This window comes from Micromonospora sp. NBC_00898 (genome assembly GCF_045207895.1).
Taxonomy (GTDB): Bacteria; Actinomycetota; Actinomycetes; order Mycobacteriales; family Micromonosporaceae; genus Micromonospora.
Genome location: NZ_CP108775.1, coordinates 3,686,449 through 3,709,352 on the forward strand (window position 1 = coordinate 3,686,449; position 22,904 = coordinate 3,709,352).

The 22,904-nt window shown below is 69.5% G+C and carries 21 protein-coding genes and 1 pseudogene; 13 read left to right on the forward strand and 9 right to left on the reverse strand.

What is annotated here, in order from left to right:
- Positions 1-369 precede the first annotated feature (369 nt).
- Positions 370-1,113, reverse strand: a complete 744-nt coding sequence (locus OG799_RS17980) for a winged helix-turn-helix transcriptional regulator (protein ID WP_406036351.1) — start codon at positions 1,111-1,113, stop codon at positions 370-372.
- A 129-nt stretch (positions 1,114-1,242) separates the two neighbouring features.
- Between OG799_RS17980 and OG799_RS17985 the strand changes: the two genes are divergently transcribed.
- The 3 genes from OG799_RS17985 (at position 1,243) to OG799_RS17995 (ending at position 3,216) form a co-directional block, all read left to right on the forward strand.
- The gene (locus tag OG799_RS17985; RefSeq protein WP_406036352.1) at positions 1,243-2,001 is read left to right on the forward strand and encodes a DUF899 family protein; all 759 of its coding nucleotides are present in this window, start codon (positions 1,243-1,245) and stop codon (positions 1,999-2,001) included.
- A gap of 43 nt (positions 2,002-2,044) precedes the next feature.
- Positions 2,045-2,644 (forward strand): DUF5134 domain-containing protein, encoded by a 600-nt coding sequence (locus OG799_RS17990; protein WP_406036353.1) that lies wholly within the window; start codon positions 2,045-2,047, stop codon positions 2,642-2,644.
- Between the two features lie 68 nt (positions 2,645-2,712).
- Positions 2,713-3,216 carry a DinB family protein gene (locus OG799_RS17995; RefSeq protein WP_406036354.1) on the forward strand — a complete coding sequence of 168 codons (504 nt, stop codon included), beginning with the start codon at positions 2,713-2,715 and terminating at the stop codon, positions 3,214-3,216.
- A gap of 500 nt (positions 3,217-3,716) precedes the next feature.
- Here the strand turns inward: OG799_RS17995 and OG799_RS18000 are convergent, their stop codons facing one another.
- Positions 3,717-4,148 carry a nuclear transport factor 2 family protein gene (locus OG799_RS18000; RefSeq protein ID WP_307849118.1) on the reverse strand — a complete coding sequence of 144 codons (432 nt, stop codon included), beginning with the start codon at positions 4,146-4,148 and terminating at the stop codon, positions 3,717-3,719.
- Positions 4,149-4,345: 197 nt separating this feature from the next.
- Between OG799_RS18000 and OG799_RS18005 the strand changes: the two genes are divergently transcribed.
- Positions 4,346-4,471, forward strand: coding sequence for a hypothetical protein (locus OG799_RS18005; RefSeq protein WP_406036355.1), 126 nt, complete (start codon positions 4,346-4,348; stop codon positions 4,469-4,471).
- Positions 4,468-5,379, forward strand: coding sequence for a 2-hydroxyacid dehydrogenase (locus tag OG799_RS18010; protein ID WP_406036356.1), 912 nt, complete (start codon positions 4,468-4,470; stop codon positions 5,377-5,379). The genes OG799_RS18005 and OG799_RS18010 overlap by 4 nt, the downstream gene beginning before the upstream one ends.
- 150 nt (positions 5,380-5,529) lie before the next feature.
- Here the strand turns inward: OG799_RS18010 and OG799_RS18015 are convergent, their stop codons facing one another.
- Positions 5,530-6,507, reverse strand: a complete 978-nt coding sequence (locus tag OG799_RS18015; RefSeq protein ID WP_406036357.1) for a HEAT repeat domain-containing protein — start codon at positions 6,505-6,507, stop codon at positions 5,530-5,532.
- A 258-nt stretch (positions 6,508-6,765) separates the two neighbouring features.
- Positions 6,766-7,338, reverse strand: coding sequence for a DUF4240 domain-containing protein (locus tag OG799_RS18020; RefSeq protein ID WP_406036358.1), 573 nt, complete (start codon positions 7,336-7,338; stop codon positions 6,766-6,768).
- Between the two features lie 198 nt (positions 7,339-7,536).
- Between OG799_RS18020 and OG799_RS18025 the strand changes: the two genes are divergently transcribed.
- Positions 7,537-7,719: a hypothetical protein gene (locus OG799_RS18025; RefSeq protein WP_406036359.1), complete on the forward strand. Its 183-nt coding sequence runs from the start codon at positions 7,537-7,539 to the stop codon at positions 7,717-7,719.
- 189 nt (positions 7,720-7,908) lie between these two features.
- Here OG799_RS18025 and OG799_RS18030 read toward each other — a convergent pair whose 3' ends face one another.
- A complete protein-coding gene (locus OG799_RS18030) occupies positions 7,909-8,817 on the reverse strand; it encodes a septum formation family protein (protein WP_406036360.1) in 909 nt (302 codons plus the stop codon).
- Between the two features lie 92 nt (positions 8,818-8,909).
- Between OG799_RS18030 and OG799_RS18035 the strand changes: the two genes are divergently transcribed.
- Both OG799_RS18035 and OG799_RS18040 read left to right on the forward strand, forming a co-directional pair.
- Complete coding sequence (locus tag OG799_RS18035) at positions 8,910-9,173, forward strand: hypothetical protein (protein WP_406036361.1); 264 nt, start codon at positions 8,910-8,912, stop codon at positions 9,171-9,173.
- Between the two features lie 1,399 nt (positions 9,174-10,572).
- On the forward strand, positions 10,573-11,706 hold the full coding sequence (locus OG799_RS18040) for a zinc-binding dehydrogenase (protein ID WP_406036362.1): 1,134 nt from the start codon (positions 10,573-10,575) through the stop codon (positions 11,704-11,706).
- On the opposite strand, the gene OG799_RS18045 is transcribed toward OG799_RS18040, so the two are convergent.
- On the reverse strand, positions 11,679-14,756 hold the full coding sequence (locus OG799_RS18045; RefSeq protein ID WP_406036363.1) for a BTAD domain-containing putative transcriptional regulator: 3,078 nt from the start codon (positions 14,754-14,756) through the stop codon (positions 11,679-11,681). The two genes, OG799_RS18040 and OG799_RS18045, sit on opposite strands and share 28 nt — an antisense overlap.
- 418 nt (positions 14,757-15,174) lie before the next feature.
- On the opposite strand from OG799_RS18045, the gene OG799_RS18050 reads away from it, so the two are divergent.
- The 3 genes from OG799_RS18050 to OG799_RS18060 all read left to right on the forward strand — a co-directional run bounded on the left by OG799_RS18050 (position 15,175) and on the right by OG799_RS18060 (position 18,495).
- Positions 15,175-15,984 (forward strand): alpha/beta fold hydrolase, encoded by an 810-nt coding sequence (locus tag OG799_RS18050; protein ID WP_406036364.1) that lies wholly within the window; start codon positions 15,175-15,177, stop codon positions 15,982-15,984.
- A 111-nt stretch (positions 15,985-16,095) separates the two neighbouring features.
- Positions 16,096-16,902: an alpha/beta fold hydrolase gene (locus OG799_RS18055; RefSeq protein ID WP_406036365.1), complete on the forward strand. Its 807-nt coding sequence runs from the start codon at positions 16,096-16,098 to the stop codon at positions 16,900-16,902.
- A gap of 150 nt (positions 16,903-17,052) precedes the next feature.
- Entirely contained in the window at positions 17,053-18,495 is a 1,443-nt protein-coding gene (locus OG799_RS18060) for an aldehyde dehydrogenase family protein (protein ID WP_406036366.1), read from the forward strand.
- 499 nt (positions 18,496-18,994) lie between these two features.
- On the opposite strand, the gene OG799_RS18065 is transcribed toward OG799_RS18060, so the two are convergent.
- Positions 18,995-20,047, reverse strand: coding sequence for an integrase core domain-containing protein (locus tag OG799_RS18065; protein WP_406036367.1), 1,053 nt, complete (start codon positions 20,045-20,047; stop codon positions 18,995-18,997).
- A 354-nt stretch (positions 20,048-20,401) separates the two neighbouring features.
- Here OG799_RS18065 and OG799_RS18070 point away from each other — a divergent pair.
- Together OG799_RS18070 and OG799_RS18075 are read left to right on the forward strand one after the other, a co-directional pair.
- Positions 20,402-20,587 (forward strand): annotated as a pseudogene (locus OG799_RS18070) (class I tRNA ligase family protein); the annotation flags it as partial.
- Positions 20,588-20,690: 103 nt separating this feature from the next.
- Positions 20,691-20,906 (forward strand): hypothetical protein, encoded by a 216-nt coding sequence (locus tag OG799_RS18075; protein WP_406046318.1) that lies wholly within the window; start codon positions 20,691-20,693, stop codon positions 20,904-20,906.
- 102 nt (positions 20,907-21,008) lie between these two features.
- Here the strand turns inward: OG799_RS18075 and OG799_RS18080 are convergent, their stop codons facing one another.
- Entirely contained in the window at positions 21,009-21,926 is a 918-nt protein-coding gene (locus OG799_RS18080; RefSeq protein WP_406036368.1) for an NADP-dependent oxidoreductase, read from the reverse strand.
- A gap of 218 nt (positions 21,927-22,144) precedes the next feature.
- Positions 22,145-22,888, reverse strand: a complete 744-nt coding sequence (locus OG799_RS18085; RefSeq protein ID WP_406036369.1) for an SDR family NAD(P)-dependent oxidoreductase — start codon at positions 22,886-22,888, stop codon at positions 22,145-22,147.
- Between the last annotated feature and the right edge of the window lie 16 nt (positions 22,889-22,904).

Consider the following 22,904-nt stretch of genomic DNA (forward strand, 5'->3'; position numbering starts at 1 on the left):
TGCCCCCGGAACCCGCGCGGGGCGAATGGATGACCGGCAGCCGAACCCCTCGGCCTGCCCCTCCGACATCGGTCGGAACTGGTGACGCGACCACCCACAACGCCTTCCGGCATCACCAGCATGGCGCGCACGGCGCCGGCGTCAAGGCCAAGCCCCTGCGGGGTGGGCCTACGGCCCAGCCGTTGACCCCGGCACCGCACACACGCCTGCCCGAAACCCATTGCCGGAACCGGAAAAATCAACGTCAGCAGGTCAAAACCCCAGCCTTGACCGGCCCCGCTCCTTCATGGATGACACAGAGGGGTGCCAGATGCGTACACGTGACCTTGGCCGACGCCGGGCCGGAGCGTCGACCAAACAGGGCGAAACCTATCTGGTGCGACATTGCGTCGCTTTTCGAGCAACCTCTGGCGGCGATCCGCCCGGGCCTCCTTGGCCGGAGGTGCCGTTTCTGTGCTGATCTGTGGATGCCGGGACGCGCGTGCCCGCGACGAGACGGCGTACGACCTCGGGATCACCGATGACGGCGCCGGCCGCTACGAGCGCGGCGAGGTCGTCGCTGCCGAAGGCGGCGAGGAGGGCATCCGTCGTGGTGATCAGGACGGCGTCCGGCTCGTCGGGCGGCTCGTGGGTGACCTCGGCGCCGGCCGACGTGAGGCGAAGGCCGAACACTCCGGCAGGACCGTGGTCGCGTAGTTCGATCCGGAGCTTCGCCTCGGGCCGCTCCGTCGGCACGAAGTAGGTGCGGATGGTCAGCATGGCGCTGTCCGCGCTCACGAAGAGCTGTTCCGCGGTCGGCGGGGCGGCCAGCGCCCAGGTGCCCAGCGCGACCACGATCGGCTCGAGGCCGCGACCCCACGCCGTCAACTCGTAGACCCGCACATTCCCTGGCGGAGGCAGCTGCCGACGGCGTACGACGCCCGCGTCGGCCAGCTCGCGCAGCCGGTCGGACAGCGCGTTCGGGCTGGCGGTCGGGAGCGCCTGCTGCAGGTCGGTGAACCGCTTCGGCCCCAGCAGCAGCTCGCGCACCACGAGCAGCGACCACCGCTCACCCACGATGTCGAGGCCACGCGCCACACCGCACGCCTGCCGATAACCCCGCTGAGTCGGCACCGAAAACCTCCCTACGCCTTGTCCGGAACCGCGCCGCCCGTTCGTCACACTGGTGAGTCCAAGAATCGTACTTGCTTGATCCTAGCAGCCACTATTAGCCTCATAGCTTCCCGTCACGAGGAGGAACCCATGACCACGCCACCGGCGCCCCCGATCACCGACCGCGAGACCTGGCAGAAGCAACTCGACGAGCTCCGGCTCCGCGAGAAGGCGCACACCCGCGAGGGCGACGCCATCGCCGCGGCCCGCCGGCGGCTGCCGATGGTCGAGGTCGACCCGACCACCCCCCTGGTCGGCGCCGACGGCCCGGTCCCCCTGCTCGACGCCTTCGAGGGCAGGACCCAGCTGTTCGCGTCGTACCACATGTGGCACACGGGCAGGCCGGCCGCCGACCAGTGCGAGGGCTGCACGTTCTTCACCGGCCAGGTGCTCGAGCTGTCCTACCTGCACTCGCGCGACGTCACGTTCGCGGTCTTCTGCCAGGGGCCGTTCGAGGAGACGTCGCGCTACCGCGACTTCATGGGCTGGGACGCGCCCTGGTACTCGGTGCCCGGGGAGTCGCTCGACTCCCTCGTCGCCGGCCGCGCGTTCGGGATGAAGGCGTGCTACCTGCGCCAGGGCGACCGCGTGTTCGAGACCTACTGGACCACCGGGCGGGGCGTCGAAGCGATGGCGCCGTCGTACGGCCTGCTCGACATGACCGTCTACGGTCGCCAGGAGCACTGGGAGGACTCGCCGGAAGGCTGGCCGCAGCGCTTCCGGACCGACGGCGACCAGTTCCGCCTCGACGGGCGGCCAACCTCCCAGTGGTCGCGCCTCGCCGCCGGCCGTGACGACGACCTGGGCGCCACCGAGCCCGCCGGCAGCGCGCACCAGTGCTGCCACTGAGGTTCGGCGTCTGCCCGAGGCCCCGCCACCGTTCGTGGGGCCGATGATCGGCATTGCCCCCCTCCGATGGCTGCTGACAGTGGCGTTCGGAGGGGTGGCCGCCTTTCACGTGCTCCGGTGCCTGCGCCCACCCGCTGCGTGGCTCTCTCCGGTGGCGGAGCATCGACTCTCCGAGATGTTGCACCTGGTCATGGGCCTATCGATGATCGCGATGATCTGGCCGTGGGGCGCGGCGGTCCCGGCAGCGGCCCGGATTGTCATTTTCATGATGTCGGCGGGGTGGTTCGCGGTGCGGGCGGTGTGGACGCCGCGCGGTCGTGCCCTTCCGGTGTTCTTCGCCACCGCGACAGGGACGATGGTGTGGATGGGTGCCTCGACACCGGGGCACGCCTCCGCCGTCGGTCACAGTGGTATGGACATGGCCGAGATGGCTCATGCGCCGGTCGGGTGTGCCGGATGGGCCAGTGCGCTGCTCGGGGGGTACCTGGTACTCGCCGGATTCTGGTGGGTTGGCCGCGGGATGCGCATCGGTGGACTGTCCACGGCGACGACGGACGCGGCGGGGTGTCCGCTGGACTGGTCGGCACTGTGCCACGGCGTGATGAGCGCGGGTATGGGCATCGCCCTGCTCGCGATGGCGTAACGATGGGCGCCAGGCGGGATGCTCGTCGCCGGGTGAACTTCGGTTGAGATCAACAGGAAGGTTTAGAAATGACGGTGGCAGTCGACGCCGAGATCACCGCGTTGATGCAGTGCCTCCAGAGGCAGCGAAACCACGTGCTGGGTGCCGTGGAAGGGCTGAGCGATGAGGCGCTGCGGCGCCCCGTGCTGCCCTCGGGGTGGAGCTGCCTGGGGATGGTGCAGCACCTCGCGCTGTCGGTGGAGCGTTTGTGGTTCCGCGCTGTTGTGGCCGGCGACCCGGAGGTCATCGACATGGTCGGCAGCCAAGACAGCCCATGGCAGGTAGCCCCGGGACTACCCGCCGGCGATGTCCTTGACTGCTATCGCCATGAGGCTTCCTTGGCGGATGCCGTCATCGCCGCCTCATCTGCCGATGCCGACTTGGCCTGGTGGCCCTTTCCCGAGGGTGAATGGCGCCTGCACAATCTTCGGGATGTCCTGCTCCATGTGATCACCGAGACCGCCTGCCACGCCGGACACCTCGACGCGGTTCGCGAGCTCATCGACGGGCAACAGTGGCTGGTGAACACCTAACCAGTAGCCCTGGCTCCGTGCGTCGACTCCCGTGCGGCCACCCTGGTTGCGCCAATCCGATCCCCCATGTCAGACCTGGCGACCACTGTGACGGCCAACCGGATCTGCCGCGATCAGCGCGCGGAGGTGTCGCAGATCAGTTGGCGGACGAGTGTCGGGCATCAGTCGACGGAGGACACACCGGCTGCCGGCGATGCCGGGCTCCACTTGATCCGTTACACATCGACTTCACTTGAAGGGTGACAGTTGGCCGGCTCTCTCCGGGCTCGGCTGTCACGGTGCGTAACTGGCGTGCCGCCTATCGCTGGGGCATGCCGATCCTCGACGCCGATCAAGACGCGCGATCAGCGGCATGAGAGGACGTCGCGTCGGCGACGGCCGCAGTTCAATCACAGCATTGATCTCGCTCAAGGTCTCCGCCGTCGTCTGATCCCGCCGCGACCCAGCAGACATTCCCTGCGACTACCAGCAACGAGTTCGAGTCTGAATTGGTGAAGCGCTTAACGGTCGGCGTCGGCCGGCGGGCGCAGCGTGGTCAGGAGGCTGTCGAGCTGACCCCAAGCCCGCGCGCTGGCGATCGGATCGATGTAATCGCGGGACTCGACGATGAGCCCATCGCGGATACGCATGACGAAGACGCAGGGGACGGTGAATTCCTCTCCTGTCTCGCCGACCTGCCCTTGGTAGGCGAACTCGGCGACAATTACCTCCGGATCCGCGGTTTCGTGGATGGTGATGTCGATCGGCTTCCGGTTCAGCGTTCGGGCGACCGGGGGCGGGGCGGTGAAGTGCTCATGCAGTTCGCTACGGCTGCGCAGCGGCGGCGGGTTGAGCGGGTGGAACGGATGCGTGACGTGGGTCTGTTCGGCATACAGGCCGGCTAAGTCCTCGTACGGACCTTCGCAGACGCCGTTTACCAGCCGGAGAAACACTTCACGTGGGCTACGGGGGCCGTCATCACCGTCTCGACCAGGTCGGAAGTCCATAGAACGCACCTTACCGATCCCCGCCTCGATGTAGCTGCCCTGAAAGCAGTCTCACCCGCATGGTCAAGTGCACTGACATCGGCAGATCAGGATGCCGAGCGGTAGCGGCCGCCGTCACGCTCCGCCACGCGCGGATCGCGGCTATGAGAGGGCGTTCGAACGGGCGTCGGCTCGCCGACACCGCTGGCCCGCTACTGGAGCTGCTCGGGCAGGTGCAGGAGGCTCTCGACGACACCACCACCGTCCTGAGCAGTACCCAACAGGCATGATTGTCGCCGTGCGCTACCTGATCTCTCACCCCGACGCAGTGGCCGAGCTTGGCGATCTTGACGTCGCGCTGTACGACGGCACTCAGCCCATGCCCGAGAACCTGGACGACGTCGAGTTTTATGCGGTTCCGTACGGGATTATTGATCCGCGCCTCTGCGAGCCGATCGCCTGGATGCCCCGGCTCAAAGTGGTGCAGACCGTGACCGCCGGCTACGACCACGTCCTGCCGTTCCTGCGGCCCGGCCTGATCCTGGCCAACGGCCGGGGCGTGCACGACGCGGCCACCGCCGAGCTGGCCGTGGCGCTCACCCTTGCCGCCCGGCGTCGGCTGCCGGACTTCGTCCGGGCGGGCGGCGAGGGCCGCTGGGACTCGGGCTGGTCGACCGGGCTGGCTGACGCCCGGGTACTGATCGTCGGGTACGGCTCGATCGGCGCCGCGATCGAGCGCCGGCTCGCTGGGTTCGAGGTGGAAATCAGCCGGGTGGCACGGAGCGCCCGCCCCGGCGTACGGCCGGTTTCCGAAATTGCGGAAATGTTGCCGCAAGCGGATGTTGTTATCCTGGCCACCCCGCTGACCCCGGAGACCGAGGGCCTGGTGAACAAGGATTTCCTCGCTAGGATGGCCGACGGCGCCCTGCTGGTGAACGTGTCACGGGGGCGGGTGGTGGACACCGACGCGCTGCTCGCCGAACTCGACGCCGGCCGGCTGCACGCTGCCCTGGACGTCACCGAACCCGAGCCGCTGCCCGCCGACCACCCGCTGTGGTCCGCGCCGAACGTCCTGATCAGCCCGCACGTCGGCGGCCTGACCGCCGCGTTGGCACCCCGGGCCCGCCGACTGCTGGTCGACCAGGTCCGGCGGTACGCAGCGGACGAGCCGCTCGTGAACGTCGTTATCGGGCCGTAACTTTCAGTCCCACCGGCGGGCCAACTCCGGTGCTTCCGGGCGCCAGAACAGGCGTGCCAGCATCGGCGCACGTTGTGCGGCATGAGCGCGTGCCGGGTTGGCCGCCGTGGACTGCGTCCGGATGGCTCTGTCAGTAGTTCTGGCCGGGCGTTATTCGGAGGCGTGGAGTGCCTTCTTTGCGGTTTCCCGCACGGTCGCATTTGCGTCGCCGGTCAGTTGGGCTAGCAGCGGACGTGCGGGCGGCCAGCGTCGCAGATTGACGGCGAGGACATCCGCGACTGCGGCGCGTACCCACCAGTCTGGGTCGTCCGTCCTGGACTGCAGTGCGTCGAGCGACACGCCCAGCATGCCAAGGCCGCGGACCGCCCCGGCCCGCACCGACGACTCGGAGTCGGCGAGCAGCTCGCGCAGGGCGGCGGCTGCGGCCGGAGCGCGGTCGGAGTTCGCGGCCCTGCGGCCGATCGCCTCGCCCAGCACCGAACGGACGTACCAGACGGGATCGGAGGTCAGCGAAACCAGATGATCCACGACCGCCGGCGGGGCGGACCAGGCCAGCAGGAGCACGGCATCGCACCGGACCCAGGCGTCCAGATCCTGCAAGGCCGTGACGACAAGCTCACATGCCTGTGGGTTGTTGTTCACGCTCGGCAGTGAGTTGAGGGCGGTGCGCCGGATTGCCGGATTGGGATCGGCCAGCGCCTCGCGCAGCGTCCCCATGTCGGACGACTCGAACACATCGCGCAGCGCCCACAGCGCGGCTCTGCGCAAGTTGGGATCATCGCCGGCGAGCACCGGGAGGATGGCGGCCCGGCAGCCGGCCGGATCGGCTCGCATGACAGCGCTCAACGCCATGCCCAGCCGTTCCCCGTCATCGTCGTCCTCGCTGCGCAGCGCGCCAGCGAAGACCCGCAGGAGCAGCGGGAACACTTCGGCCCCGGACAGTCCGGCCAAGACGTGCGCCATCAGGTCCCGGCCGTACCAGTTGCGCTCGCGCGCGTAGCGTTCCAGCGCGGCCTGCACGGACGCTGCCGCCGAGCGGTCACCGCTCACGGCCAACTCCCGCACGAGCGGCCACGGATCACCATCCAGCGTGCCGTCTGCGTACCGGAACAGGTCGGCCAGTGTCACCTGGACCTCCTACCCGAGGTGAGGCGCAGACCCGGGACCTGTTTCCCGCCGGTCCAATGCGCGCATGGGCGGGGGCCAGCGTACCCTCGTCGTCGCCGCGCCGATCCCGATGTCCGACACACTCATCTCGGCAGATCCGGTCGTCTCGGACGCAGCTGTCAGTGGCATGTCCGCGCACTGGATCATGTGGCGATCAACAGTTCGGCGCGTGCGGGGCGTCTCACGGTCCCGGGCGGCGCGCTGCCACCTCGGTCGCGGTCACGCCGGCAGATACAGGGCGGCGAGCCGGGGAAGGCGGCGGTGCATCTCGGCGTCGTCGTCGAAATCGAAATCCTCACCGGCCGGGTCGGCGAACGGGTCCCGACCGGGGTCCTGGCCGGCCTCGTCGAGGATGTTGTCGTAGGCGTGCTCGTCGCCGGTGAGTTGCTCCATGGCCTTGCCATCCGCGTAGAGCATTGCCTCGGCGAACACCGCTTCGTCGTCTTCCTCGGCGGCGGCCCGGCGGATCACCGGGTGGTCGGCGAGCGCGTCCGGCGAGGCGAGCACCCGCTCGTACCATTCCCGGCCTAACGCGATGACGCCGGCCCGGAAGTCCATGAAGCTGTCGTCGGAGCAGCCGCCGCCGATGAGGTACGCCGCGGCCCAGACATCCCACCGGTACAAGGCATCGTGCAGCCGATCCAGTCGACGGCCGAAACCCGCGATGATGTCCGCCGGCCCCGCCACCAGCCGCTGGACCAGAGCCTCGGCGAGCGCCTCGCCGTTGTCGCGGTCGTCACCCAGCCCCGCGCGCGCTTCCTCGACGATGGTCCAGAACTCGTTCTCGTCCACGGCGGCATTGTGCACGATCACCCGCAGCCGGACGCCAACGACCACGGCGAACCTGAACCGCTGCGCATCGGGCGCCGTAGGCCTGGAGTCGGTAACGTGGCGTAGCGCGCGGTCGGCGGCATAGACCGGATGTTCGGTGGAACGCCCCAAGCGCAGGGGGAAGGTGCAGGTTAGGCCGCTGGGCGGCATGATCGAGCGGTGGTTGAGGCAGTTGGCGTTCGATGGTTCCCGGACGAGGTCGGTCGTAACGAGGGAGAGGTCGCTTTCCTGGAACGGCTTCGGCGGGAAGCATCCGGCTGGGACGTCGAGGGGCTCTCGCCGGAGGACGACACGTCGTCGCAGCTGTGGCTGGTGCCGACGCGCTGCTATGACCTCAGCTAAAGAAGCATCTGCGGCAAGGGGTCCGTGCAGGCTCAGGTGCCGGTGCTGAGGATTCGAGCGCGAAACACCCCCACGCCGGACGGCAGGCCGCTGCGACCGAGCGCGATGATGGGGCACCGGTCGATGGTGGACGGCCAGACCGGCCCGGCTCACCCGATTGCCCCGCCCGCCTCCGCCGGCGCACCGCGTTCAGCGGACTGGCAGCGCCTTCGTGCCACCGCCCTTGATCGAGTGGGTCACCTTCGGACCCCCCGACCAGTAGAAGCAGCGGATCCCCCGGTCACCGCGCGCCCACGCCTCCGCGGCCGGCACCAGGTACGAGGTGCCCGTCCGGTAGCGCAGCACGCCGTCGACCGGGACCTTCGCGTACCGGGCCACGAGGGCCCGGCACTTCGCGTGCACGCCGTCCTCGTCGCGGCCCGCGTCCGCGTACGGGGTGTCGGGCGCCGTCCACGAGCCGACGTACTCGAACGTGTGCGGCCGGGCGCAGCCGGTCTGCTCGAAGGCGCCGTACCGGTCCTCGTTCAGGCACCCGAGGGCCAGCGGTGACGGGCCCTTCAGCGCGTCCCGCAGGCTGCCGGTGTGCTGCACGGGGTGGTCGTCCGGATGCCGTTGCGCGGAGCCGCCGTCGGCCGTGTCCAGCTCGAAAATGTCGCACCGGAACCAGCGACTGCCACCCTGCCACCCGCCCGGGGACGGGGGCGCGACCTGCACCGTCAGGCGAGCGCCCCGCCAGTCGCCACCGACGAACGCGGTCGCCTTCGCGTCGCATTCGGCGAACGCTGGTCGCAGCACCGCCGAACCCACCGGCGGCGGGGTTTCCCGTTCGGCTACCGCGCCGGTGAAGGTGCCCAGGTAAAAGGTCTCCAGCAGGTGCTGCCGCGTGCAGTCGACCGGCTGGTAGCTGGTCAGGTAACTCGACGGGTCGGCGATCACGTGGCAGTCGCCCACCTTCGGGGTGAACTGCACGGCCGCCGCGGCGGGCCGCCAGTCGTCGGTCAGGTCGCCGTCCAACCCGGCCGGCGCCCCGCACCCCGCCATCGCCGTCACCGTCCCGGCCAGGGCGGCCACCGCCACCCGTACCCGCCACCGTCGCATGTCACCCTCCCCGTCGTGCCGGCGCAGCATATGCCACCCGGAGGCATCGCCAGGGTCCCCGTCCGTCGTGTGACATCGCCCGGCTAGGGGACGTGCCTGCCCGCCGCCCGACGCAGCAGGCGATCCTCCACGTCACCACCGGCGAAGTGCTTTTGGCCCGCGCCGATAAATCCCAAGCCGAAGCGGCGCTCGAGGCTGCCATCACCATCGCCGAGGAGCACCGCCTACCACACCAGATCCAGCGCACCTTCCGGGCCTGCACATCGCATCTCCCCGCTGTCGGGGAACTCGCGCGCCATGCGCTGGAAAGGCTCCGCATCCCCGAGCCCAACCCGGCCGGCACCCAGGCACCGTGACGCGCCGGTTGCCGGCCCACCAGCGTTTCAGATCCTCGCGGGTCCACTTGCGGGCCCGGCCGGCCAGGCTGGAGGACAGGGCCGAACCGGGCAGCCAGCTGCTGGAACGACAGGCCACCGCCTTCGCTTCGCAGTTCCTCCGCTGCGCGACCCTGTTCGCCGCCACGGTCCGGTGGTGTCGGCGCGCAGCAGGCGATCGCCCATGCGCAGGGCCTCCGGCTCCGACTCGAACTCCCACCGCAGCACGGTGTGTCGCCGGCACGTGCGACCAACGTTCAGCGCGTCCCGCGGATGAGTCACGTTCCACGATCGGTTTGGCCCGGGCGTTGGGGGTCTTGACCAGGGTGGCGGGGGTTCGGGACGCCGCTGACCACATCAACGGTGCCGGTGCAGCGCGTCGACGAACGGCAGGGGCTGCGGCCCGGTCGTTGGCGGCAGCGCCTGCCGCGGGAAGTCGACTAACCTCGATCTTTGTCAGGCGGAGGCTCCGCCAGCGACGGTCTGCGGCCACCAGCGCGGCTGCTCCCAAACTGCTCCCAAGGTAAGGGGCACAAGCAAAGAAGCCCGTTACCGGCAACTCCGGCGACGGGCTTCCTACCTGCAAACATTTACAGTGGGCGATACTGGGATCGAACCAGCGACCTCTTCGGTGTGAAACGGGACGCTGCACCGTCTCTGAGCAGGGCAAACGTAGAACCGGAGGTGGAGGCGGGTGCCGTTGGGTGCAGTTGACCGCCGTTGGGTGCAGTTCAGTGCCGTTCAGTGCACTCCGTTGCTCCCAATCCGCTCCCCAGAACAGGCCCAGCAGCAGCCGGCCCGGGCCTCGAGCTGCTCCTGCATGCCCACCACCGGTCGCCCGGCCTCTTGCTTTCCAAGTTGGCCGCTCGGGCGTCGCTGTACTCTTCAAGTCGCTGCGAGGCGGCCGCGTACTGCCGCACCTGCTCCCGCCGTAACCGAATGAGCTGGTCCACCGCACACCTCCCACGTGCCGACACCTCCAGCCTCGACCGGCCCACCCCATGCGCTGTCGCCCTCCAGACTGTGTCCGCCATCCGACGGGCTGCTGGCTCGGTTCGCACCCATTGGACCTCGGCGTAGGTCTCATCGACACGCCACACTCCGCGATCAGGGTCCGGTAGGTCGCGAGCAGCTCCGGGTCGTCCAGCGCCTTGACCCGCTTGGCCTCGAACAGGGCCGCCAGCAGGCCCGCAGCCGTTGCGAGGCGGGCCGGCCGTGGCGGAGGCTGCCCCCAGCGGCTGAGGATGCGGGGAGCCAGCAGGGTCTTCAATCAATGGCTGATGGTCGTCCAGCGGCAGCTCGCCGTCCCGTCTGACGCTGTAACGACGCCGTAACGGCTGCTGGTCAAGGTCGACTTCAGTTCCAGCCACGAGGAGTGATCATGGAAGTCGCCGCCGCTGTCCTTACCTCGACAGCAGCTTCCGCGCCGTATGCGCATAGCCGACCGCTGCGGGTGGAGGGTTTGACTTTGCTACCACCGGGTCCCGGTGAGGTGCTGGTGAAAGTGGCGTCGGCCGGACTGTGCCACTCGGACCTGTCGGTGGTCGATGGCGTACGGCCGCGGCCGGTGCCGATGGTGCTCGGCCATGAGGCAGCAGGAGTGGTGGTCGAGGTCGGCGCCGGGGTTACGGACGTGGCAGTTGACGACCATGTCGTGTTCACGTTCGTGCCGGTGTGCGGGGCCTGCGTGCCCTGCCAGTCGGGACGGCCGGCATTGTGCGAGCGCGGCGCGGCGGCCAACACGGCTGGCACGCTGCTGTCGGGTCGGCGGGTCTTCGTGCGCCCGGGCGGTGAGCCTGTTCACCAGCATCTGGGGGTGTCCGCGTTCGCCGAATACACGGTGTGCGCGCAGGAGTCGCTGGTACGCATACCTGCGGAGCTGCCGATGTCGCGGGCGTGCCTGTTCGGCTGTGCGCTGCTGACCGGGGTAGGCGCAGTGCTCAATACCGCCGCCGCACGTCCTGGCTCCTCGGCGCTGGTCGTGGGACTAGGTGGGGTCGGATTGGCTGCGGTGATGGGCGCGCGGGTCGCCGGCTGTCATCCGATCATCGCGGTCGATCTGGATACCGCGAAGCTTGATCTGGCACGTTCACTCGGTGCCTCACATGCACTGGCCGCCGTCGACGACATGGTCACCGCTGTGCGCGACCTGTCCGGTGGTGGCACCGACTACTCGTTCGAAGCCGCTGGACATCCTGACGCGCTCGCCACCGCCTATGCGGCGACCCGCCGCGGCGGTACCACGGTTGGTATCGGTCTGCCGCGTGCGGAGGCACGCATGTCGTTGCCGGCGTTGAGTCTGGTCGCTGAGGAGCGCCGGTTGCTCGGTTCCTACATGGGCTCGTCGGTGCCGCGTCGTGACGTGCCGCGCTACATCGAGCTGTACCGCGCGGGAATGCTGCCGGTGGATGCCCTTGCCGGGTCGGTGTTCGCGTTGGGGGATGTCAACGAGGCTTTGGACCGGCTGGCGGGGGGAGCGGTCGCGCGTCAGGTGCTCCTGCCGGCTGGGGTGTGAGCGGCCAGGTCATGCAGCTGCCATCCCGGCCGTACGCGTAGATCGTCCCAGAGTCGGCCGGCGCATTCCTGGTAGGCCTCGCGCGCGGCGGCCGGCCGCCCCTCGGCCAGATAGGCCGCGGCGAGCAGCCTCCATGCCTGCTCGTGATAAGGGTCGTCGGTCAGCAGCCGCCGCAACAGCGGGATGGCCTGCGCCGCCTGCCCGACGCCGGCGTGCAGGGTGGCCGCGCGCAGCACGAGGTCGGCGAAGATCCCGGCGAGTTCGCCGCGGGTAGGTGCGGCCCAGTCGGCGTACGGAGCGTCGGTCAGGAACGGCCCCTGATACAGGTGCAGGGCCTGGTCGGCGAGGGCAGCCGCGTGCGCCGGGTCGGCTTCGCGGCGCAGTTGTCCGGCGAGCCGGCGGAACTCGTCGGCGTCAACGCGGACCGCGTCGTCGAGGACGATGCGCTCGCCGGTGGCATGCACGAATCGGGTGGCAGCCCGCGCTGGGCGGTCGGGTTCGAGGGCCTCCTGCAACGCGTGCAGCGCGACGCGGAAGCGCACGGCGCCGGGTTCGAGATTCTGGCCGGGCCACAGCAACTCCACCGCCTCTTCCCGGGCGATCGACCTGCTGTCCCGGCTGCACAGCAGCCACAGCAGCTCCCGGGCCTTGCGCCTGCCCCAACCGGCGGCGTCCAGGTCGCGGCCATCGCGCAAGACCGCGAACCGGCCGAGCGTGCGGATGCTCAGACCGGCCGTCGCGGGCGGCGGCGCAACCGGCTCCGGCCGCACGCCATCCAACTGCGCCGCGAGGTATCCGGCATATTCCCCGACCTCGGGCAGGGCTGCGGCGGCCCGGGCGATCGTCAGACGGTCGGCGGTGGACGGGATGCCGGTCCAGGGTGCGGCTAGGAGGAGGAACTGCATTCCGTGTTCCCGCATGGTGGTCAATGCCGCCGTCGCGGCGCCGGCGAAGGCGGCACGATCACCGCGGCGCAGATGGTGGCGGGCCAGCCACAGCCGCGCGGTGGTGGTGATGTAACGGTCGCCGCAGGCGGCCGCCTCCCGCACGGCCTGCTTCAGCCAGGAGGCGGCGTCGGGGTGAGCGACAAGTTCGGCCCCGGCCCCGATGGCGAGGCGGGCGAAGGCGGTCAGGTAGCGGTCACCGGCGTGCTGCAGGATCTCCAGCGCTTCACAACCGTGCCGCCAGACTGGTGCAAAGTCACCCGCCCGGCCATGCGCGAAGCACAACCCGATCAGCGACTCGGCGCGGAACCTGGCGACTTCGATACGTTCGGCGATGTGCAACGCCTCGGTGAAGCTGCCGATCGCCGTGTCCGTATCGGCCTGCGGCCCGCACAACTGCGCGTGCCCGAGCCTTCCGAGGCAGACACATTCGACGATCGGTGAAGCCAGGTCGCGGCCGGCGGTGATTCCCAGACGGGCGTGCACCTGCGCCTGCTCGGCCTGCCCCATCAGGGCGTACACCCAGGCCCGCAGCGCGTCGTCTTCGCGGTGCGAGCGCGGCACCCGCTCGGCCGGCGGTTGCGGCTCGCGGTCCAACAGCGTCAGCGTGTCGTCCAGGTCACCGCGGCGCACCGCCAGCCGGATGCTGGCATGGCCCGGCAGGTGGCCGGCGAGGCGGCTGCGGTGGAAGGCGGCCCGGTCCAGGCGGCCTTCGTTGATCTGGTTTTCGACCGCGAGGGCGTGCCAGCGTCGCCGGCGGTCCTCGTCGACGTGGGGCAGTAACCGCCCGGCGGCGCGCAGCGGAGCGTTGGCCGCGCTCGGCGCGACGGTGTCCAGGTGTACCAGGGCTTCGGCGACATGGGCGTCGAACAGGTCACCGATGCCTGCGGCGGCCTCCGCTGCGCGCTGCGCTTCGGTCAGGGCGGTGTGGTAGCGACTGGTGTAGCGCAGCGCGTCGCTGCGGGCCACCAGTAGCCGCGGGTGCCGAGAACGCGCCCCTGGCGGAAGCCGGTCGGACAGCTCCAGCAGAGTCTGATAGCGGCCGGTGTAGATCAAACCGTCGCCCAGGGTCGCGAGGTCTGCGGCCGCGTCGTCGTGCGCACCGGCGGCGAGGGCGTGCCGCGCCGCGGCCTGTGCCTCGCCGCGCTGCCGGAAGTGGGCGCCCGCCCGGCGGTGGTACTCGACGGTCGCGTCGGGATCGGCCTGTCGCAGGAGGAATTCGCGGAACCAGTGCTGGTAGCGGTAGCCGCCGCTGCCGTCGGCGACGCAGTACAACCCCCACTGCGCCACCTGGTCGAGTTGGGCGCCGGCGTCAGTGTCGAGGAGCGCGGCGCAGAGATCCCGGTCGAAACGGTCGACCACGGCGGTGGCCAGCAGGAAATTGCGGGTAGCGCGACTGTGTCGGTCGAGCACATGCTCACGCAGGTAGCTGTGGATCTCTTCCCAGCCTGCCGGCAGCTCGTGCAGGCGCTGCGCCAGCGGGACGCTCGAATCGTTGCAGGACTCGTGCAGCACCCGCGCGGCCAGGTGCATGGCGATCGGCCAACCCTCGGTGTACTCGGCCAGCAGGGCCGCCTGCTCGTCGGCCAGCGGAAGCCGGTGACGGTACTGGTAGTAGTCACGCACCTCGTCGGGACGGAAGATCAATTCGCGGCGGTCGACCGTGGTGACCCAGCCGTGCGCATGCCAGCGGCTCAACCCGGGCAGGGTCGGGCGCACCTGGCTGGTGATCAGCAGGTGCAGATGTGCCGGCAGGCGGTCGATGAAGCGAGCCAGGGCATCGGCCGCCGAGGTGCCGTCAATGAGGTGATAGTCGTCCAGGACGCAGACCGCATCGCCGGTGAGCAGCTCATCGGCCGCGTCGGCGAGCGCGTCGACCAGCGCCGGCCAGCGAGCCGCGACGCCGCCGGGCGCCTGCCACTGCGCTGCCAGTCGCGACAGCAGGCCGGGTGCGACGGTGTCGAGGGCGGCGGCCAGGTGCGTCAGCAGCACGAACAGGTCCCGGTCACCGGAGGTGAGGCTGTACCACGCCGTCGGCCTCAACTGCGCCACGCGGCGGGCGAAGGCGGTCTTGCCGTAGCCCGCGTCGGCCTGCACCACCACCACCGGGTGGGTGAGGGCATAGTCGATAAGACGGTCCAGCCGCGGACGCGCGACCTCCGGGCCCGGCGAGCGGGGCACGGTCAGCCGCAGCCGGTCGAGTGTCGTCTCACCGGGCGCCGCTGCGGATGCCTCTCGTTCGGACGTCATCGCCGTCTCCGGCCTTTCGTGGTGCCCTCGCCCAGGTCAGAGCGCGTGCCGTCGGCACGCCTGGCAGGCCAGCCTGCCAGACGCCTGGCCTGACTCGACGATCCTCACGAACGCTGTTACCCCCTTGTTACAACGCTCGCCTCTACCGCCCGTGACCTGCCCCTTCTCGCGGTAACGGGCCGGTAACCGGCGGTTTCTACGGTGCCCCGACCGCAGCCGCTCGAGGGGAGCACCATCAATGCCACCGGCCCAGCCGACCGATCCGGTCACCGTCATGCGGACGTTCACCGCCGACGGCATAGGCATACATGTCGAGACATGCGGCCAGGGGCCCACCGCCGTCCTCATCCACGGCCTGGGATACGCCACCTGGGCGGGGGCACCGCTGCGCGACCGGCTAGCACGCCGGAACCGGTTCGTCACCTTCGACAACCGTGGCAGCGGCCGATCCGACAAGCCCGCCGGCCCCTACAGCATCCGGCTGCTCGCCGAGGACGCCGCGTCGGTGATCGCTCAGATCGGCGCCCCCGTACATCTGATCGGTTACTCGATGGGCGGCTACATCGCGCTCACCGTCGCCCTGCGCCACCCCCACCTGGTCCGGTCCCTGGTCCTGATGGCCACCAGCGCGGGCGGCCCGACGAGTCACGGCGTGCCGGAGGAGACCCAGCGGCGGTGGGCAGCCTCCGCGGCGGCCGACGACCCGGCCGAGTTCGCCCGCCGCACGATGCCGCTGTCGTTTCGGCCGGACTGGACCGTCAGGCATGCCGACCAGTTCGAGGAGATCCTGCGAGCGCGCCTGGCCCACCCGACACCGACGGAGTCCTGGCAGGCCCAGTACGACGCGTGCGCGGCCTACCTCGCCACTGGGGTGCGCGCCCGCGACGTCGCCGTGCCCACGCTGGTCATCCACGGCACCGCCGATCGTGTGGTGCCCTACGCCAACGCCCGCCCACTGGCCGCCGCCATCCCCCACGCACAGCTCGTCACACTGCCCGGCGCCGGACACCTGTGCTGGTTCGAAGAACCCGACGACCTGACCGCGATCATCGACGACTTCCACGCCGCCGTAACAGCGGTGTAACCGCCGCCCTTAACGTCCAGCGTCAACCACCTGCAGATGGTCTGGGATTCCAGCGCGAAGTTCCAGGTCGCCACCTGGCTCATGAACCCTCGCCGTTTAGGAGACTGCGCCATGCCCTTCTTCGAAGTCGAACCCGGTGTCAACATCGCCTACCAGGACCGCGGCAGCGGCCGACCCATCGTCTTCGTGCACGGCTGGGGCGGCAGCGGCGACGCCTGGGACCTGCAGGTTCTCGACCTCGCCGACCGTTACCGGTGCATTACCGTCGACCTGCGCGGTCACGGCGATTCGGACAAGCCTTGGGGTCGCTACGACTACGCCATGTTCTGCCGCGACCTGCAGGCACTGATGACCGGCCTCGACCTCGAGGACGTCACGCTGGTCGGCTGGTCGATGGGCGGACACATCGGACTGAAGTACGCCCTCACCGTCGGTGACCCCGTCACCCGCCTGGTCATCACCGGCAGCGGACCGCGCTTCTACGCCGCGCCGGACGCGCCCTACGGCACGCCGGAAGACCAAGTCCAGGGTCTCATCGACGCGGTGCGCACTGCCCGCACCGAAACCATCGCCGGCCTGTACGGCAACAACTTCCACCGCACCGACCTCGCCGCGACCCGGGACTGGTTCATCCAGATCGGCTGGAAGGTGCCCGCATTCGTCGGCGTCACCAGCTTCGAAGCCCTCATCGCCGAGGACCTACGGGCGGACCTGTCAAAGATCACCGTGCCGGTCGGCGTCTTCGCCGGTCGCCACGACCAGATCTGGGACCCTCGCTGGTCGGAGGAAGTAGCGGCAAAGGTTCCCGGCGCCCGCCTGACCTACTTCGAAAACAGCGGTCACGTCGCATTCATCGAAGACCGCGATGAGTGGAATGCCGAGCTCGGCAAGTTCATCGAAGAGACCACCCAACCGTAACGAGCGTCGCGATTGCCGTCGGTCAGGACGGTTCCTGCCGTCCTGACCGGCGCGATGGTCGCGGACATCGGGATGGCGGGATCTCCGCACCTGGTTCACGCGTATCCGGCTGGGCACCCGACAGTCCTGAAGGCAAGAAATGGCGAGGCGATGAGCGACGTACGTGAGTTCTGGGTGGCCGGCCGGCCGGCCACCGGTGAGCGGAGCTTCGAGGTGCGGCACCCGTACGATGGGCGGCTGGTGGCGTCGGTCGCGGTCCCGACGCACGGGCTGGTCGAGTCGGCAGTGGCGGCCGCGGAGGCGGTCGCAGCCGAGGCCGCGACGCTGCCCGCGTTCGCCCGGGCCGAGGCGTTGGCTCACGTCGCGCGTCGCCTCGCCGAGCGCAGCGACGAGGTCGCGCGGCTGATCACGGCCGAGAACGGCAAGCCGGTGAAGTGGGCACGCGGCGAGGTGGCCCGGGCCGTCTCCACGTTCCGATGGGCGGCCGAGGAGGCGCGGCGCTGGTCGGGTGAGTTGCAACGGCTGGACACGGATCGGGCCGCCGCCGGCCGCGTCGCGCTCACCCGGCGCTTCCCCCGCGGCCCGGTGCTGGCGATCGCGCCGTTCAACTTCCCGCTCAACCTGGTGGCACACAAGGTCGCCCCGGCGATCGCGGTCGGCGCGCCGGTCATCATCAAGCCGGCGCCGAAGACCCCGCTCTCCGCGCTACTGCTCGGCGAACTGCTCGCCGAGTGCGACCTGCCGGCCGGCATGTGGTCCGTGCTGCCCCTGCTCAACGAGGAGACCGCGGCGCTGGTGGCCGACCCGCGCTTGCCGGTGGTCTCGTTCACCGGCTCCGGCCCGGTCGGCTGGAGCATCCGGGAGTCCGTGCCGCACAAGCACGTGACCCTCGAACTCGGAGGCAACGCCGCCGCGATCGTCTGCCCCGACTGGTCGAGCGAGGCCGACCTCGACTTCGCGGCGACCCGCATTGCCACCTTCGCCAACTACCAGGCCGGCCAGTCCTGCATCTCGGTGCAGCGGGTCATCGTCGACCGGTCGGTCGCCGACACGCTCGCCGAACGCATCGTCACCGCCGTCGAGGCGCAGCGCACGGGCGACCCCTGGGACGAGACGACCGATGTCGGCCCGCTCATCGACGAGGCCGCCGCGACGCGGGTGCAGAGCTGGGTCGAGGAGGCCGCGGCGTCGGGCGCAAGGGTGCTAACCGGCGGGGCCCGACAGGGCGCGACGGTCACGCCCACCGTGCTCGTCGACGTGCCGGCCGACGCCAAGGTCTCCTGCGAGGAGGTCTTCGGTCCGGTCCTGGTGATCGAGGCGGTCGACGGCGTGGACGCTGCGTTCGCCCGGGTCAACGATTCCCGCTACGGGCTACAGGCCGGCGTCTTCACCCGGGATCTGCAGGTGGCGTTCCGCGCACATCGGGAGCTGGAGGTCGGGGGCGTGGTGATCGGCGACGTGCCAAGCTACCGCGCGGACCAGATGCCGTACGGCGGGGTCAAGGAATCCGGCGTCGGCCGGGAAGGCGTGCGGTACGCGATGGAGGACTACACATACGAGCGGGTGCTGGTCCTGACCGGCCTCCCGCTCTGATTCAATCAGGCTCCGGCGGTGGAACCGTAGACGGCGGCAGCGAGGCTGCGGTCCGGCTGGTGAATGAGCCGTGCCCGGACGCGGTGGTGCGACGAAGCCACGCCGCCTCCGCTGGACTCGCCGATCGAACGTGCCGATTCACACCTGCTAGCGTCGGGGAGGACTGGCCGGTCGAGGCTCGCGATCACCACGTCCCTTCAGCTCTATCTGGGTGGCTCGTACCTGCTAGTCGACAAGGGCTTCGGGCGTGCGGACACGTGCTCGTCGACCTGCACATGTTCCATCTCGCGATCGGTTACAAGGTGGCGCAAGCCTCGCCACCGGTAGCCGCCTCGCCCTGCGCAGTGCCCCGGACCTGTTGAACTGCTGGCAGGTCGCGCGGGAAACCGGCGCCAACCTCGCCATCCTCATCGGGTCGCTGTTCCCGGCCCTGATGGGCCAGCCCGCGACGCCGTCGGACCGGGAGCACAACCTGTCGGGCTCGTAAATCAGATTCGGGCTACGCTGCCTGCGAGTATTCGTTGATCAATCCGCCCAGGATCGGGCGTCGTTGGACGCAAGCACTGCTGAGGTCAACGACCTGCGGTGGCGGGTTCGGTGGTCGCTGGCCGAGTGATCGGTGTGGCCGGTGGCCGTTGTACTCGGTCAGGACGCTCGACAGGTGCCGTTCGCCGACGAGGAGCATCCGGTCAGTGCACTCGCGCCGTACCGTGCCGACCCACCGTTTCGCGTAGGCGTTCGCCCTCGGCGCTTGTGGCGGTATTCGAATCACGTCGATGCCCGCTGCGGTGAAGACCGTGTCGAAGGCGGCGGTGAACTTCGTGTCGCGATCGCGGAGCAGGAACCGGAGCCCGTCGGCGCGCTGGTCGAGGCTCATGAGCAGGTTCCGTGCTTGCTGAGTGACCCAGGTGCCGGTCGGGTGTGCGGTGACACCGACGACGTGGACGTGCCGCGTGGCGAGCTCGATGAAGAACAGTACGTAGATCCGTTTCAGGAGCACGGTGTCGACGGTGAAGAAGTCGCAGGCCAAGATGGTGTGCGCCTGAGCGGTCAGGAACTGCTTCCAGGTCGGTCCCGTCCGGCGGGGTGCCGGGTCGACGCCGGCCTGGTGCAGGATCTTCCATACCGTGCTGGCCGCGAGCGGGTAGCCCAGACGAGCGAGCTCACCCTGCACCCGGCGATGCCCCCAGGTCAGGTTCTCCGCGGCCAGGCGCAGGACCAGCTCCCGGATCTCGCGGTCGGTGGGTGGCCGGCCGGGTCGCGCGTGTGGGTAGGTCCAATCTCGTGCGATCAGCTGTCGATGCCAGCGCAGCAGGGTCGCCGGGGTGACGAAGAACGCCGCCGAGTGTTGCCGAGGCAGCAGCCGCGACAACGCCGCCAGCACCACCCGGTCCGCGGGCTGGAGATCGGGTCGGTGCACCTGCCGGCGCAGCACCGCCACCTGATGCCGTAAGACCAGGAGTTCGACGTCCTTCGCGCCGCCGGCCCGGGCGAGCTGGGTCAGCATCTGCAGGATCTGACGCAGGAGCAGGTACACCAGCGAGGCTGCCATACCTTGGATCGTCGCCGCCCTGATTGGGCCGACCTCGCACAAAGCCGCACGTCACAGCCACCGAACCGAATTTACGAGCCCAACACCATCCCCGAGGTGTGGACGGCGGGCACGGCCTATGCAATCGACGTTCCGGCCGCTCGCCCCCGGTCCGGCGGCGCGGGCGTGCGAGGACACGTCGTACGGCACGTCGTGGGCGCGTAATCAGCAGGCCCGGCAGGCTCGGCGACACCGAGAGCGGCCCGGGCCTCACCGCCTGAGCCCGTTACCCCTGCGCGCGTGAGTCTTCGCCTGTACGACACCGGAACCCGCAGCGTGCGCGGCTTCGAGCCGATCAACTCGCCCAAGGTGACGGTGTACCTGTGTGGCGACACCGTCTACGCGCCACCGCACATCGGGCATGCGCGCAGCAAGGTGATCTTTGACGTGCTGTGGCGGTGGCTCGAGCGGTCCGGGTACGACGTCGTATTCGCGCGCAACATCGCCGACGTCGACGACAAGATCATCGTCCGTGCCGCCGAGGAGGGCGTCCCGTGGTGGCAGGTCGGCCAGCGGGTGATCCACCAGATGGAGCGGGCTTACGACGTGCTCGGTCTGCTTCTCGCCGACCGTGGAGCCGCTCGCCACCGGGCACATCACGCAGATGATCGAGCTGATCCAGCGGCTGATCGACCGAGGCCACGCGTACGCCAGCGGCGGCGATGTGTATTTCAACGTGCGCTCGCTGCCCGAGTACGGCTCGACGTCGGCGATGGCGCCGGTCATCCAGCTCGACTTGTCCGACAGCAGGAACGACACCGCGTTCGTGATGTCCTCCGGGCTGCCGGGAGCTGGTTACGCCGGGTGCCCACCCAGGTAGCGGACCAGTCCGATGACGTCTTCCGGTACGAGTCGCCCGACCTGGCCACGCCGTTGACGCTGATCCACAAGGAGGGCAGGACCGCTCGCTGTCCCCGAGTCCTTACGGACGAACGCGGATGATCGTCTTCCCGGTGATCCGCTCGGTCGGATTGAAGGCGGCGACGGCGTCGTCGAGGGTCGCGACGTTGCCGATGTTCGTCCGCAGTCGTCCGTCCCGCACCCGCCGGACGATCTCACCTAGTTGGGCGCGATCGGACACGACGACGAAGTCGACCGCCAGGCCGTCCGCGGGCCGCGCCTCGGGCGGCCCGACGACGGACACCAGCGTTCCTCCGGCTCGAATCAGGCCTGCGGACCGCTTCCCGATGTCGCCGCCGATGACATCGAAAACCAGATCGACTCCGCCGACGTCTTCGAGGACGTCGTTCTCGAGGTCGACGAACTCCTGCGCGCCGAAGTCGAGCGCCTTCTGACGGTCGGCAGCCCGTCCGGTGCCGATGACGTAGGCGCCGAACTCACGTGCGAGCTGCGTCACCATCGAACCGACTGCGCCGGCCGCGCCGTGCACGAGGACGCTCTGCCCCGCCTGAAGGCGGCCGTGCTCGAACAGTCCCTGCCACGCGGTCAAACCCGAGATCGGCAGGCTCGCGCCCACCGTGAAGTCGACGTCGGCGGGCAGCGGCGCGAGGTTGCGTGCCTCGACTGCCACATACTCCGCCAGGGTGCCGTCGCGAGTCCAGTCCGTGAGGCCGAACACCCGCTGTCCCACAGACAGTCCCGTCGTGCCATAGCCGAGAGCGGTGACCACTCCGGCCAGCTCGTGCCCAGGGATCGACGGCGTCCGGTCGCGGCCGAGGCGATCGGTCCAGGTCGAGGGCCACGCCATCTCAGTCGGGACGAATCCCGACGCATGAACCTGAACGACGACGTCGTTCAGCGCCGGTTCCGGCTCAGGCCGCTCCATCAGCGTCATCCCGGCCGTTCCCGCGGCCTCGTCCGTCACCACAATCGCCTTCATCCGGTACCTCCTTGTATCCAGTCCTCGTTTGCACGGTCACGAGGAGCAAATTTCGTTTCACCAGCATTAGCGGCGCCAGGCCTCGGCGTCTTACCACGCTGATCGGTAGCGGTTGTGGCGCGAGGGTGTCGAGGAACGAGCGCGATAGCGAAGTCGTCGGTAAGACGGCGCCGGGGTCGAGGCCCCACCGGCGCGATCCCGGCGTTACGTTTCGAGGGTCAGTTGCGGCCGGCCATGATGCCGCCGTCGACGTCGACGATGGCGCCGGTCATCCAGCTCGACTTGTCCGACAGCAGGAACGACACCGCGTTCGCGATGTCCTCCGGGCTGCCGACACGCCCCAGCGGGTGGAAGCTGTCGAAGCTGCCGACGGTCTCATCGAGCTTGTCCGCCGGGACGAAGCGCAGGTACAGGGGTGTCTTCACGACCGCGGGCGCGACCGCGTTGACCCGGATGCTGTGCGGCGCCAGCTCGATCGCGAGCGCCTTAGTGAACGAGTGCAGGCCGCCCTTCTGCACGGAGTAGCCGGAGTGCGGCGTCGCCGCGATGCCCTGGTGCGCCCACATCGAGCCGATGTTGACGATGGCGCCGCCCTGACCCCCGGCGACCATGCCCGCGACGACGGTCTGCGTTATGAAGAACAGCGCGCGGTTCAGTTCGTTGTACGAGTCGTAGAAGGCTTCATCGTACTCGCTGAACGCCTTCGGGATGAAGAAACCCGCGGCGTTGACGAGCAGGGTCGCGTCGGCGTGCTCGGCGGCGAGCTGCTTTCGGACCTCGGGCACCTGGTCGCGGTCGGTCAGCTCGGCTGTGATGCCCCATGCCTTTCCGTTCTGCGACAAGGCTTCGACCGCGGACCCGACCTTGTCCTGGTCTCGGCCCGTGATCACGGCGGTGCCGCCCCCGGCGACGACTTGGTGGGCCGTGGCGAGGCCCATGCCGCTGCTGCCGCCGACGACCACGACCTTACGGCCCTCG

Coding starts and splice junctions, on each gene's coding strand:
- OG799_RS17985 (WP_406036352.1), top strand. CDS start 1,243: ATGACCACGCCACCGGCGCCCCCGATCACCGACCGCGAGACCTGGCAG.
- OG799_RS17990 (WP_406036353.1), top strand. CDS start 2,045: ATGATCGGCATTGCCCCCCTCCGATGGCTGCTGACAGTGGCGTTCGGA.
- OG799_RS17995 (WP_406036354.1), top strand. CDS start 2,713: ATGACGGTGGCAGTCGACGCCGAGATCACCGCGTTGATGCAGTGCCTC.
- OG799_RS18005 (WP_406036355.1), top strand. CDS start 4,346: ATGAGAGGGCGTTCGAACGGGCGTCGGCTCGCCGACACCGCTGGCCCG.
- OG799_RS18010 (WP_406036356.1), top strand. CDS start 4,468: ATGATTGTCGCCGTGCGCTACCTGATCTCTCACCCCGACGCAGTGGCC.
- OG799_RS18030 (WP_406036360.1), bottom strand. CDS start 8,817: ATGCGACGGTGGCGGGTACGGGTGGCGGTGGCCGCCCTGGCCGGGACG.
- OG799_RS18040 (WP_406036362.1), top strand. CDS start 10,573: ATGGAAGTCGCCGCCGCTGTCCTTACCTCGACAGCAGCTTCCGCGCCG.
- OG799_RS18050 (WP_406036364.1), top strand. CDS start 15,175: ATGCGGACGTTCACCGCCGACGGCATAGGCATACATGTCGAGACATGC.
- OG799_RS18055 (WP_406036365.1), top strand. CDS start 16,096: ATGCCCTTCTTCGAAGTCGAACCCGGTGTCAACATCGCCTACCAGGAC.
- OG799_RS18060 (WP_406036366.1), top strand. CDS start 17,053: ATGAGCGACGTACGTGAGTTCTGGGTGGCCGGCCGGCCGGCCACCGGT.
- OG799_RS18065 (WP_406036367.1), bottom strand. CDS start 20,047: ATGGCAGCCTCGCTGGTGTACCTGCTCCTGCGTCAGATCCTGCAGATG.
- OG799_RS18075 (WP_406046318.1), top strand. CDS start 20,691: ATGATCGAGCTGATCCAGCGGCTGATCGACCGAGGCCACGCGTACGCC.
- OG799_RS18080 (WP_406036368.1), bottom strand. CDS start 21,926: ATGAAGGCGATTGTGGTGACGGACGAGGCCGCGGGAACGGCCGGGATG.